The following is a 13,618-nucleotide window of genomic DNA, read 5'->3' on the forward strand; positions in this document are numbered from 1 at the left end:
CCTATTCTATACCTCTTCTATAATGACCCTTAGTATATTCACTTGTATTTATTTTTTCTTCACCACTTATCATTTTTATAACTTTCTTAACTTCTTTATAATTTTCATCTCTAAATTCAACTCTAAAGGAATTAACTCCAATGCTTCTTAAATCTTCTTTTTCTTCAATTAAATTAAGTGGCTTAGGATTCAAGATATAGCTTCTACAAAATACATCAGTCATTATTCTAAATTTTTCATTCATCCTATCTATTAAAATAAACTTATCTCTAGTACATGCAAAATTACAATCCTTACAAGCTGATTTTTCACCAAAAGTGCTTCCAATTGGGCAATATTCACTTATCATAAGTTCAGTTTTTCCATAAATAATTCCTTGAACATTCCCTCTATTGGCTTTTAACACAGATTTTATTTCTTTTCTATTTAACTCCAAACTAAGAGTAGGAATATCAATTTCTTGTTGATAAAAATTCAAAGCTTCCGAATTAATTATATTCAATTTATAATCTCCAATTATCGTCATTTCCCTTTGATATTTTCTTATTATACCAACATTAACTGTTACTATACCTTTAATATATGGTTTAATTTTTTCAATTACCTTAACAACATTATTAAATTCACTTTTTATTATGTTAGGTACTTTTAAATATAGATTTGTTTTTTTCATACTAGCTAAATCAATTATATCTTTAACCTTTATAGAATCTCTATCTCTATTAAAAACATCTACAATTATATCATTAATATTCTCTTCTAATAAAGCATTTAACTGTTCCCTTGTAATACATTGATACATAATATCTAAATCTAAGTTTTTAAAAACTTCCTCTTTGATTTTATTTATTTTTTCAGGTCTTCTTCTTCTATATGATTTAGTAATTGATTTTTGAATACCTTCTACAGCTTCTCTTCTTAAATTATTCAAATCACTTACTCTTAAGAATCCATCATCAAAATCTGTAAAATCAACATTATCTATTTTAAACACAGAATCTGAAGATTTATTTAATGCCTCAATAATTCTTTCTTTGCTTAAAGGCTTTTTTTCTGCTCTTTTAACTACTTCACCTAAAAATTCATATTCTTTGTTATTATAATTAATAGTTATCTTTAAAGGTTCTGATATCTTAAACCTCACTTTAGCATTTAAAGAAATTTTTCTATTATATGGTTTTAATGAGTCTTCTAAAGAATCAAAAAGCTTTTTATCTAAGGATTTAAATATTTCATCTCCTATCTTATATCCAGTTGGAAATATCTTAACCTTATCCCCTCTTTTAGCCTCTTTAACCTCATTTCCATTTTTTAAAATCTTATTTACGTTATAACCTGTATCTCTAAATCTAAAACCATCACCTAACGCAATATCTTCTTTTAAAATTATTTCGCTATTTTTTTCTATTCTACCAAGAGGAAGTCCTGTATTTCTTGGGCTATTAAAGCTCATCATATCCTTACCTAAATTCTTATGTAAGTAAGCTGTTGAAAACCCCCCTCTATTAAAAAGTTGAAGTAATTGCCTTTTGCCTTTACTTACATTATATTCAGTATTATTCAATTCTTTTTCTACTGCTTTTTTATAATTATCAACTACGCCTGCAACATATTCTGCTCTTTTCATTCTACCTTCAATTTTTAATGAATATGTTCCAGAATTTATAATATCTTTTATATCTTCAATTGTGCATGTGTCCTTTGGACTTAAAAGATGGGCTTTTCTTTCCCCTGATGTTTCTCCTTTTAAAGTATATTCCATTCTACATGGCTGAGCACATCTTCCTCTATTTCCACTTCTTCCACCTATCATGGAGCTCATAAGACATTGTCCTGAATAGGATATACATAAAGCACCATGAACAAAAATTTCCGTTTCTATACCTAAATCCTTTGATATATATTTAACTTCATCTACTGAAAGTTCTCGAGATAGTACAATTCTATGAAATCCTCTTTCTTTAAAGAATAATGCCCCTTCTCCATTATGTATAGTCATTTGAGTTGAAGCGTGTATTTCAAAATCAGGATAATCATCCTTAATTCTTTTAAATAATCCAAGATCCTGTAATATTATTGCATCTACACCGATTTCATATAAAAAGCCAACATATCTTACTGCTTCTTCAATTTCATTTTCCTTTAATATAGTATTTAATGTTACATATACCTTAGCTCCATAGCTATGTACATAATCAACAGCTTTAATCATATTATCATTATCAAAATTAGAGGCATAAGCCCTTGCCGAAAACTTATTCCCCCCCAAATAAACGGCATCAGCACCTTTATTCATTGCAGCAATAAGGCTCTCCATGCTCCCAGCTGGAGCTAAAATCTCAACTTTATTCATAAATAATTCTCCTAAGCTTTAGTTTATAATTATCTAAAATCTTTCTTATTATATATAACACAATTTTCATTATTTTTCTATTGGATATTTATTTACTCTTAAAAATTTTAAAGGAGATGTAAAATCATCTCCTGAAAAATTATATTATTTTAGTAATGCATTAGTTTTTTTCTTTTCATTTGCTAAATTAACTTGGGCATCTAATAATTTTTTTTCTAAATCCAATACCTTATATTTTAAATTTTGGAACTGGAATTTAGTTTCTTTATGCCTTTCTTTTAGCTTGTCTTTTTCTAACTTACTCTTATTATATTCTTCTTCCATTATTCTATAATCTTCATTTAATTTACTAAATTTATCTCTATATAATTTTTCATTATCTTTGAGTATATCATTATTTTCTCTAGTAGTTTTTACTTCTTTATAAGAATTTTCAACCTCTTCTCTAAGAGTTAAATTCTCAGCTTTTAAATCTTCAATAGCCTTCTTTAACTCATCTATATTTTCAGACTCATCTCTAATTTCTTTGATTCTTTCCTTAAGTGTTAAATTTCTTTCTTCTAAAGAAGCATTTTTCTTCAAAAGACTTTCAATCTCTTTATCTGCTTTATATAGCTCATCAGTTATATTTATAGCCACTAATGTTGCTCCAGCTGTTGAACTTAACTTTCTATTACTTGACATTATATCTTTAACCTTTTCATCTACATAACTAGCTATTTTTAATAAATACTCTTCGCTTTCTCTACCCTTTAAATTATATTCCATACCATTTATATTAATTGTAACAGTATTCATAATACACCTCGTTAACATAATAATTATATTAATTTAATTTTAACATAAAAATATATAATTATATATATGAAATTATAATCTAATTATAGTTTTAATAAAATTTAAAGTATAAAATTTCAAAATAATAAAAATAAAGATATCTTAGATAGATGTTTATCTAAGATATCTAAAATTTAATTTCTCTTCACTTTTACCTATTTAATTAATTATTATCTTAAAGTAGCTCCAAGCTTATATTCAAGACTTCTTAAAATCTTATCATGAACCTTATTAACATCATTATCTGTTAATGTCTTTCTTTCATCTCTATAAGCTATTGCATATGCTATACTCTTCTTACCTTCTGGTATTTGAGCCCCTTTATATATATCAAATAATGCTACTTTTTCTACTAGGTTACCACCAGCTTTTTTAATAGTTTCTTCTATTTCTTGAACTAAAACTTCATCATTTACAAGAAGTGCTATATCTCTTGTAACTGCTGGGAACTTAGGTAAAGCCTTATATTTTCTATCTGTTTTAGCATACTCAAATAATAAATCTAAGTTTAATTCTGCTAAGTAACAATTTGTATCTACTCCATAGTTTTCTGAAACATCTGGATGCACTTCTCCTAAAACACCAACCTTTTTATTACCTATCATTAACGCTGCTGTTTTTCCTGGATGGTAACTTAGATTATCACTTTCTCTTACAAACATTACTTTATTTAAACCTAATGCTTCAAGAGCATTTTCAACTATTCCTTTTAGATCTAAATAATCACAATTACCATACATTCCAATAGTTAAAATATTTTTTTCAGTTGGCATAACACTTTCATCTTCATTAGGAATATATATTTTTCCTATTTCAAATAATCTTGCATACTCATTATTTCTTGAATAATTTCTTCCTAAACATTCCATCATAGAGTGAATAGTAGTTGTTCTCATAACTGAATAATCTTCACCTAATGGATTTTTGATTTTTATAACCTTTCTTAATTCACTATCATCAGGAAGATTAATTTTATCAAATACCTTAGGTGATATAAATGAATAACTTATGGATTGATTTAAACCACTTGATACCATATTACTAACCATTAAGTCTCTTAGTAATTCATTTTTGTACTTAGGCTCTCTACCAGTAGAAATATTAAATATAGTTGCTGGCACGTTATCATATCCATAAATTCTTGCAATTTCTTCAGCTATATCTTCTTTTATAGCAATATCTATTCTAAAAGTAGGTATTGTTATATCTAAATTATCTCCATTTATTTCTGTTTTTAACTCTAATAAATCAAGATACTTCTTCATATCTTCAGAAGAAATTTCTGTTCCTAGGAATTTATTTATCCATTTAGAATCTACAGTAATATGTCCCTCTTCCTTTTTAGAGTTATATATATCTATAGTTCCTTCCATAACTTCTCCACAACCAAGCTCACATACTAATGCACAAGCTCTATTTATAGCTAACTCAGCAAGGTTTGGATCTATGTCTTTTTCAAATCTTGATGAACTTTCACTTCTTAAATTTAACTTTTTAGAATTAACTCTAATATTAGTTCCATCAAAATTTGCTGCTTCAAATATAACTTCTATCGTATCATCTTGAATTTCTGAATTTAATCCCCCCATAATTCCTGCAAGACCTATAGAGGTTTCATTGTCCTTTATACAAAGGAATGATGAGTCTAAATTTCTTTCAATTCCATCTAAAGTAACAAATACTTCATTATCTTTTGCTCTTTCAACTACAATTTTACCACTTTTAATTTCTCTTGCATCAAAGGCATGCATAGGTTCACCTATTTCTAACATAACAAAGTTAGTAATATCAACTATATTATTTATAGGTCTAACCCCTGCTTCTAATAGTCTTTCTTGCATCCAAGCTGGTGAAGGCATAACTTTAACATTTTTAACACCTCTAGCCATATATCTTCTACAAAGTGAGTCTCTAACTTCAACTTCTATTTTATCATTTATATTTTCATTACTTTTCACTTCATAGTTTAAGTTTGGCATCTTATAAGCTGTTCCTAAAGTTGCTGCTGTTTCTCTTGCCATACCAACAATACTTAAACAATCTGGTCTATTTGAAGTAATATCAAAATCTAAAATCGATTTATTAAGATTTAAGTATTCTTTGATATCCATTCCAAGTGGAGCATCAGCTGGTAATATCATAAGACCATGTACTGGTTCATCTCCTGCTATACCTAGCTCTTCTTCAGAACAAAACATACCATTAGATACTACTCCTCTAAGTTTACCTTTTTTTATTTCAGTTCCATCAGCTAAAATTGATTTATGAAGAGCAACTGGAACTATGTCTTGCTCCTTCATATTAGTTGCCGCTGTAACTATTTGGATTATTTCTTTTCCAATATCTACTTGACACACCTTTAATTTATCAGCATCTGGATGTTGTGTTATTTCTACAATTTTACCTGTAACAATATTTTTAATTTCATCACCTTGAATAATAACCTCTTCTAATGCTGATCCTGATAAAGTTAATCTATCTCCAAGTTCTTTTGCATCTATATTTACTTCAACATAATCTTTAAGCCAATTAAATGGTACCTTCATATCCTTTACCTCCTGTTAATTAAAATTGATTTAAGAATCTCATATCACTTTCATATAATAATCTGATGTCATCAATGCCATATTTAAGCATAACCATTCTATCAACACCAAATCCGAAGGCAAATCCACTATATACTTCTGGATCTATACCACAATTTCTAAGTACTTGTGGATGAACCATTCCACATCCTAATAGTTCTATCCAACCGCTTCCCTTACAAACTCTACATCCTTTCCCCTCACAAACAAAACAAGTTGCATCCATTTCTGCTGAAGGTTCTGTAAATGGGAAGTGATGAGGTCTAAATTTAGTTTTAACCTTATCTCCAAACATTTTTTTAGCAAAAAGCTCTAATGTACCCTTAAGATCAGCAAAAGTTACTCCCTTATCTATTACTAATCCTTCCATTTGGTAGAATATTGGTGAATGAGTTGCATCAACTGCATCTGATCTATAAACTTTACCAGGTCCTATCATTTTTATTGGAGGAGTTTGATTTTCCATAACTCTTATTTGAACTGGTGAAGTTTGAGTTCTTAATACTAAATTATCATTTATATAAAATGTATCTTGTTCACTTCTTGCTGGATGATTCTTAGGTATGTTTAAGGCCTCAAAGTTATAATAATCTAACTCTACTTCCGGTCCTTCTTCTACTGTGAATCCCATAGATATAAAGATATCCTTCATACTTTCTAAAGTTAAATCAAGAGGATGTCTCTTTCCTATCATATTTTTCTTTCCAGGCATAGAAATATCTATAATTTCAGAAGCTAATTTGTCATTTTTTTCTTTTTCTTTAATTGCATTAAGTTTTTCTTCTATTTTATCTTCAACTTCTTTTTTTACTTCATTAACAAGTTTACCTACTACTGGTCTTTCCTCTTTAGATAAACCTCCCATACTTCTTAGTATAGTTGTTAATTCTCCTTTTTTCCCTAGATACTTTACTCTTATTTCTTCTAATTTTGAACTGCTATCTGCACTTGTTAATTCATTAAATGCATTTTCTTTAATAGACATTAACTTTTCTTGCATTTTTCTTCCTCCCTTATTAATATAATTAGAAAATATAATTTTCTAAAGAATAAAAAAACTCCGTCCCCTATAAAGGGACGAAGTGTCGCGTTACCACCCTAATTGGTTAAGAAATCTTAACCCAACTTAATTTAAATAACGGAAAATCCGCTAGAAACTACTATTATTTCACTTCTAGGACTCCTGAGCGAACTTCAATATAAATTTCTTTAAAACAGCTTACAGTCTTAGGCCATTTCTCCCTGAAAAGTCCTTTATATCTACTTTCTCATTCACAGTCTTTACATATTTATTTTACAACTAATTATACAAATAAATATAAATAATTTCAATAGTAATTTAGAATTATTACTAAATCAAATTTTGTCTTACTTTTTCAAATAAAATAATAGACGTTGCAATGGATACATTTAGCGACTCTGCCCCTCCTGGCATTGGAATTTTTACTTTTTTATCTGCTAAATCAAAAAGTTCATCACTTATTCCATTACCTTCATTCCCAACGGCTAAGACTATTTTTCCCTTAAGATCTTCTTCAAAAAAATCCCTTGATTCTTTTAAAGATGTTGCAACTAAACTAAATCCATCTTTTTTCATATTTCTTATTATAGTAAAATCATCATCATCATAAAATATAGGGACATAGAATATTGATCCCATAGTAGACCTAATAGTTTTATCATTATATATATCTACAGTTCCCTTTGTTAAAACTATTCCATCCACTCCTGCTGCATGAGCAGTTCTAATAATAGTTCCTAAATTGCCTGGGTCTTGAACCTTATCACAAATTAAAAAGAAATCTCCAATTAAATCTTTTTTCTTGTTATTTTTTTTAATAACAGCTATAATCCCCTGGGGATTTTCTGTCGATGCTACTTGTATAAATAAATTATTAGCTAATATATTTATTTTATTACTTGAAATATTATTTTCTACTAATAATCCATTAAACTTATTTTCATAATCTTTAGATATAATAATATATTCTATATCCATATTTGCTTTTATAGCTTCTTCTATCAAGCGAAGTCCTTCTAAAATAAAAAGTCCTTCTTTATCTCTAAATCTTCTTTCCTTAAGTTTTTTTACAAACTTAAATAAATTATTATCTTTACTTTCAATATAAATCAAAGCAATCACCTCATTATTTTGATTTAACTATCATGCCTTCTAACCTGCTTAAGTCCTCTGCTGACCCTATAGCAACTATTATATCATTTTCTTCAATTATATCATCTGCTGATGGAGATAAATTAACTTTATCATCTCTCTTTATAGCCATTACATTAATTCCATATTTACTTCTAAGCTTTAATTTGTTCAATGTACTTCCAGACCATTCTCTTAATGCTTGAATTTCCATAATACTATAATCTTTTGATAACTCAATATAATCTAAAATACTTGCCGATACTAAGTTATGGGCAACTCTAATTCCCATATCTTTTTCTGGAAGTACCACTCTATCAGCTCCAATTTTATATAATACCTTTTCATGTAAATCATTATGCCCCTTAGCAATTATATATTTCACTCCTAGCTCTTTAACTAATAAAGTAGCCATAATACTTGATTGAATGTTATCACCTATTGTAACTACTGCTACATCAAAATTTCTTATTCCTAAAGATCTTAATGCACTTTCATCAGTTGCATCTAACTGAACTGCATGAGTAACACTATCTGCAATTTCTTGAACTACATCCTCATCCTTATCTATAGCTAATACATCATTCCCCAAAGAATATAGAGTTTTAGCTATTGAAGAACCAAATCTTCCTAGTCCTATAATTACAAACTGTTTATTAGCCAACTACTTCATCTCCTATCCAATTAAAATTTTTCCTTCTGGATATTTGTACCCTGACTTCTTTTTCTTTCTTGTCAAAGCTAACATTACTGTTAATGGACCAACTCTTCCAAGATACATCATAAACATAATGAGGATCTTTCCTACTAAACTTAATTTTGGTGTTACTCCAAGTGTTAATCCAGCAGTTCCTAAAGCTGATACAGATTCATAAAACAAATCAATAAAACTAACACCAACCTCTGTATATGATAATATCATAGTTACAATAATTACTAAAGATATCCCTATAAATGCAATAGTAAAAGCCTTATAAACTATTTCCTTCGTAAATCTTCTACCAAACACTTCAGTATCTTCTCTTCCTTTAATTACCGAAATAACTGTTAAAACTAAAATGCTAAAAGTAACCGTTTTTAATCCTCCAGCAGTAGATCCTGGTGATCCTCCAATGAACATTAAAATTATTGTTAAGAACTTACTAGCTAAAGTCATATCACTAGTTGAAACACTATTAAATCCTGCTGTTCTCGGAGATACTGATGCAAAAAACGAATTTAGAAATTTATCTCTTATATTCATATAACCTATAGTTTCTGGATTACTATATTCAAATAACAACATTAATATAAATCCAGTAAAAATTAATATCCCAGTAGTTATAAGAACTAATTTAGAATGAATTGAAAAATTTTTTATTCTTTTAAATTCATAAATTTCTAAAAGTACAGCAAAGCCTAATCCCCCAATAATAATAAGTGCACTTATGACTAAAATTACAACAAAATTATTTGAAAAATTAACAAGACTTGTTCCAAACAAATCAAATCCAGCATTACAAAATGCTGATATAGAATGAAAGATACTATAAAATATTCCTTTAGTTAATCCATATACAGGTATAAATTGAGTTGATAATAATAATGATCCAAAAAACTGAACTGATACCGTAAATATTAAAATATATTTCACCATTTTAACAAGTCCTTGAATAGAATGTGTATTCATAGCTTCTTGCATAACCAATCTTTCTCTTAAAGTAATTTTCTTTCCTAAAATTAAAGATAGTAATACTGCAAAAGACATAAATCCAAGTCCACCAATTTCTATTAAAATCATTATAACTATTTGACCAAATATACTCCAATGTGTACTAGTATTCAATGTTATTAACCCAGTAACACAAACTGCAGAAGTAGACGTAAACATTGCATCTAAAAAATTAGTACCTTCTCCACTTTTAGATGAAATAGGTAGAGTAAGTAAGACTGCACCAATTAATACTAATACTAAAAATCCTAGCGATACTATTTGAACTCCATTTAACTTAAAAAATTTTTTAAGATTATGTTGCATATCTTCACCTCACAGATATACTAAATTTTGTACTAACACTAATTATTGTTTACTATTTTTTCAATTTTATTTCTATTTTGTCTACAAAAAATGCGACCACCAGGTCGCAGTAAATTACTTATTTAATTGACTTTTTGCTAATTCTACTAAATCTGCAAATGCCTTTGGATCATTGATAGCTATTTCTGATAACATCTTTCTGTTCATATCTATTCCAGCTAATTTGATTCCATTTATGAATTTTGAATAAGAAAGACCATTCATTCTTGTAGCTGCATTAATTCTTGCTATCCAAAGTCTTCTAAAATCTCTCTTCTTTAATCTTCTTCCAACATAAGCATTTCTTAAAGCTCTAATTACTGATTCGTTAGCAGTTTTGAATAATCTACTCTTTCCACCGTAGTAACCTTTTGCAAGCTTTAATACTTTTTTATGATTTTTACGTGAATTTACCGCTCTTTTAACTCTTGCCATGCTCCAATCCTCCTATAATCTTATAAATATGGTAATAATTTTTTCATTGCTTTTTCTTGAGTTGTTGAAACATAAGCTGTTTTTCTTAAGTTTCTCTTTCTCTTAGAGCTTTTCTTAGTTAATATATGGCTCTTAAAAGCTTTAGCTCTCTTTAATTTTCCAGTTCCAGTCTTTTTAAATCTTTTTGCTGCACCTCTGTGTGTTTTCATTTTTGGCATAATAAAATCCTCCTCTCAAATTATGCTTTAATAATAAGTCTAAAAATAACTAAGATATTTACAAACTTATACAAAATAAAAAAGACAGCATTATGCCGTCCTCACAATATCCATTCTTTAATTTAAATATCAATAAATTAAAATAGAATATACTACCTTACTAAGCTATGCCGTAAGGTGAGAAACGGCTTTGTTTCTTCTTAACAATAGTAATTATATTATTTGACAAAAAACTTGTCAATATTATTTTATAATTTAACTTGCTTTTCAGTACATAATGTACATTTATTACAAAAATACACCTTATTTTCAAAAACACTTTCAATAGTATCCATAAACTCTTTATTATTACAATTCTTCTTACCGTGTATTATAACTCTTTTTGGTGCATTAGTTATTAATCCACTAATTATAATATCTTCCATTTTAACATCACTATCAACTTTACATTCAATTAATTCTTTCATAAATTCCTTGAATATATCATTTTTATTTCTATCTATAATTAAATAGTTTCCCCCTTCCTCTATTACTATATTTATTTCTTCAATTTTGCTTTCCTGGATTTCTACGAAATATTTTAAAAGCTTAATAAACTCCTTATACTCCTTTTCGACCATATAACTCTCTATAACTTTATCAATTATATTTTCTATATCTTCTCTAAGTTCTTTCATTCTAAACCTAATAAAACCATTTATATTAATTTCAGAGTTTTCTTCTAAACAATTTTTAATTTTTTCAATTATAGAGTTTATTTTATTCATGCAATATATTAGATTATCAAAATTCAAAGCTTCATTTCCTAATAAAATCCGCATAATTTCTTCTTCAACCTCAATTATTTCATCCTGTTTTAAAAAGAAATAATTTTCAGTTAAATAATCAAACATTTCTTTTTCTTTATATTTTTCTAAAACAATTTTATATAGTACATTACTTATATATAAATTAATAATTTCCTTAACTCTTTCATTAAAACTATTATCATCACATAATATCTTTATTATATGATTATCCAATTCCACACTTTCAACTATTCCTATTTTAATGTCTTTTTTCTTTAGGACTGATCTTAACTCCTGAATTTCTCCTACAAAATCTAAGTCGCTGTTATAAACAAGTCTTAATACAAGCATGGATTTCACTCCCTTTCTAATAATAGTATGTATAAAAAAATTAACTATATTCAAAAATTATTTCTTAGTAATCGACAAATAACTTTTAATATTTTATAATAAATTAACTAAATTTGTTTAGGAGGTTATTATGGTTTGTTTTGTTGACTATAGAACAACTTATCCTGAAAAAGAAAAATTAAGTTCTCTTGGTCTAGAAATTATTGAAATTCCAATATGTAATGATTTATATGAATCTATAAATGGTCATGTTGATATTCAATTTAATATATTAGATAAGAAGTCTAAAAAGGTGATTATAAACAAAAATATAAATAACAATTTTAAAAATAATTTAAAAGATAAAGGAATAACTTATATAGAAAGTAAAAATTCACTAAAGTATAATTACCCAAATGATATTATATTAAATGCTTTAATTTTAGAAAAATATTTTATACATAACTTAAAATTTACAGATGAAAACCTACTTAATGATCAAAAAGATAAAATTCTAATTAACGTTAAACAAGGCTATACTAAATGTTCTTGTTTATATGTTTCTGATAAAGCATTAATAACAAATGATTCTGGTATTTATAATTCATTATGCAAGTACGATTTCGATATCTTGCTACTCCCACCTGGTGATATTATTCTAGAAGGCTTAAATTATGGATTTATTGGTGGCACAGGAGGATTAATAAATAATAATACAATGGCTTTTTTTGGAGATTTAAATCATTATAAATATGGTAATGAAGTCATTTCATTTTTAAGTAAATATAATGTTAAACCTATTTATTTAAAAAATAGTAAACTTACTGATAGAGGAAGTCTTTTTGTAATTTAATCTTTTATATAATACGTATTTTCTATATAAATGTTTCTATATAATAATAAAATAGAAGGCAAACTTGCCTTCTATTTTATTATTATATTTTTTATTTCCTCTATTTTTAATTTAATATCATTATTAATATTGCTATTTTCTCTTTCAAGCTTGTCTAAGATAACTTTTACTTCATTTAATACCCTTATCTTATCTTCCTTATTCTGCTTTCCTCTTCCTAGCTTATCACATATAAAGAGTAAAATTATATCATTGTAATTATTGCTTTTTGTAAGGTTAGAGATATCAGAAAAAGGCAAATCCTTTAATATATAAATATGATGCATATGAAACTTAATTGTTTCACTAATATTAATTGCTTCTTTATCAGATATATATTCCTTTAATAAATTATAACTAATTTTTTCCCCTTCTGTATCATGGTTATAGGATCTATACCTTCCCTTTATAAATTTAGTAGTAGTTATTTTCCCTATATCATGAAATAAAGCTGACCACATAAACATTTCCTTATTATTTGAGTAATTTCTAACCTTAGCTGCAAAATCAATAACCATCTTAGTATGATTCCATACATTTCCTTCTGGATGAAACTTCTTATCTTGAGGAATATCTTTTAACTTTGTTAAAATTTCAAAAATGCTATTATTATAATATTCTTCCTTCATTAATTTTTCAATTTCAATAGAAGGATTTTCACTATCTAATAATATCTTATTTATTTTGTTAAATGTGTCCAAATTAACACCTCCTATTAGTATTATCTTCATATATAAAATTTTTATTTAACTAAAAGTATCAAAAATATAATATAGGTATATACTATTAATATAAACTCTGGCACTATAGCCAAGTGGTAAGGCAGAGGTCTGCAAAACCTTTATTCCCCAGTTCAAATCTGGGTGGTGCCTCCAAAAAAGAGCTGCCTTTTAGGCAATGTCACTTAGTTAACATTATGGCAGCCTAATAAAAACATGAAGCTATCGCTATCTGTATAAAAAATCCGCTAGC

12 protein-coding genes, 1 tRNA gene and 1 other annotated feature are annotated in these 13,618 nt (G+C 27.2%); of the genes, 2 read left to right on the forward strand and 11 right to left on the reverse strand.

The genetic code is table 11. The features are described 5' to 3' along the window. Position 1: 1 nt before the first annotated feature. The 10 genes from ACQPVP_RS09615 to ytxC all read right to left on the reverse strand — a co-directional run bounded on the left by ACQPVP_RS09615 (position 2) and on the right by ytxC (position 11,775). The gene (locus ACQPVP_RS09615) at positions 2-2,353 is read right to left on the reverse strand and encodes a DUF3656 domain-containing U32 family peptidase (RefSeq protein WP_430849449.1); all 2,352 of its coding nucleotides are present in this window, start codon (positions 2,351-2,353) and stop codon (positions 2-4) included. A gap of 144 nt (positions 2,354-2,497) precedes the next feature. Further along, on the reverse strand, positions 2,498-3,151 hold the full coding sequence (zapA, locus tag ACQPVP_RS09620; RefSeq protein WP_430849451.1) for a cell division protein ZapA: 654 nt from the start codon (positions 3,149-3,151) through the stop codon (positions 2,498-2,500). A gap of 209 nt (positions 3,152-3,360) precedes the next feature. Continuing rightward, positions 3,361-5,736 (reverse strand): phenylalanine--tRNA ligase subunit beta, encoded by a 2,376-nt coding sequence (pheT, locus tag ACQPVP_RS09625; protein ID WP_430849453.1) that lies wholly within the window; start codon positions 5,734-5,736, stop codon positions 3,361-3,363. Between the two features lie 19 nt (positions 5,737-5,755). Then, on the reverse strand, positions 5,756-6,775 hold the full coding sequence (gene pheS / locus ACQPVP_RS09630) for a phenylalanine--tRNA ligase subunit alpha (RefSeq protein ID WP_430849455.1): 1,020 nt from the start codon (positions 6,773-6,775) through the stop codon (positions 5,756-5,758). 70 nt (positions 6,776-6,845) lie between these two features. Then, positions 6,846-7,060, reverse strand: a binding site (T-box leader). 66 nt (positions 7,061-7,126) lie between these two features. Further along, entirely contained in the window at positions 7,127-7,909 is a 783-nt protein-coding gene (locus ACQPVP_RS09635) for a TrmH family RNA methyltransferase (RefSeq protein WP_430849457.1), read from the reverse strand. A gap of 13 nt (positions 7,910-7,922) precedes the next feature. Continuing rightward, positions 7,923-8,591 carry a potassium channel family protein gene (locus tag ACQPVP_RS09640; RefSeq protein ID WP_430849459.1) on the reverse strand — a complete coding sequence of 223 codons (669 nt, stop codon included), beginning with the start codon at positions 8,589-8,591 and terminating at the stop codon, positions 7,923-7,925. Between the two features lie 12 nt (positions 8,592-8,603). Next, positions 8,604-9,944, reverse strand: coding sequence for a TrkH family potassium uptake protein (locus ACQPVP_RS09645; RefSeq protein ID WP_430849461.1), 1,341 nt, complete (start codon positions 9,942-9,944; stop codon positions 8,604-8,606). Positions 9,945-10,058: 114 nt separating this feature from the next. Further along, a complete protein-coding gene (gene rplT / locus ACQPVP_RS09650; RefSeq protein WP_066892995.1) occupies positions 10,059-10,418 on the reverse strand; it encodes a 50S ribosomal protein L20 in 360 nt (119 codons plus the stop codon). A 20-nt stretch (positions 10,419-10,438) separates the two neighbouring features. Next, a complete protein-coding gene (gene rpmI / locus ACQPVP_RS09655; protein WP_008679235.1) occupies positions 10,439-10,636 on the reverse strand; it encodes a 50S ribosomal protein L35 in 198 nt (65 codons plus the stop codon). Between the two features lie 248 nt (positions 10,637-10,884). Continuing rightward, the gene (ytxC, locus tag ACQPVP_RS09660; protein ID WP_430849463.1) at positions 10,885-11,775 is read right to left on the reverse strand and encodes a putative sporulation protein YtxC; all 891 of its coding nucleotides are present in this window, start codon (positions 11,773-11,775) and stop codon (positions 10,885-10,887) included. A 130-nt stretch (positions 11,776-11,905) separates the two neighbouring features. Between ytxC and ACQPVP_RS09665 the strand changes: the two genes are divergently transcribed. Then, a complete protein-coding gene (locus tag ACQPVP_RS09665; RefSeq protein WP_430849465.1) occupies positions 11,906-12,607 on the forward strand; it encodes a DUF6873 family GME fold protein in 702 nt (233 codons plus the stop codon). Between the two features lie 71 nt (positions 12,608-12,678). Here the strand turns inward: ACQPVP_RS09665 and ACQPVP_RS09670 are convergent, their stop codons facing one another. Further along, positions 12,679-13,347 carry an HD domain-containing protein gene (locus ACQPVP_RS09670; protein WP_430849467.1) on the reverse strand — a complete coding sequence of 223 codons (669 nt, stop codon included), beginning with the start codon at positions 13,345-13,347 and terminating at the stop codon, positions 12,679-12,681. Positions 13,348-13,446: 99 nt separating this feature from the next. Here ACQPVP_RS09670 and ACQPVP_RS09675 point away from each other — a divergent pair. Further along, positions 13,447-13,521, forward strand: a tRNA-Cys gene (locus ACQPVP_RS09675). The last annotated feature ends 97 nt before the right edge of the window (positions 13,522-13,618 follow it).

The organism is Clostridium nigeriense (assembly GCF_050585265.1).
Taxonomy (GTDB): Bacteria; Bacillota; Clostridia; order Clostridiales; family Clostridiaceae; genus Clostridium; species Clostridium nigeriense_B.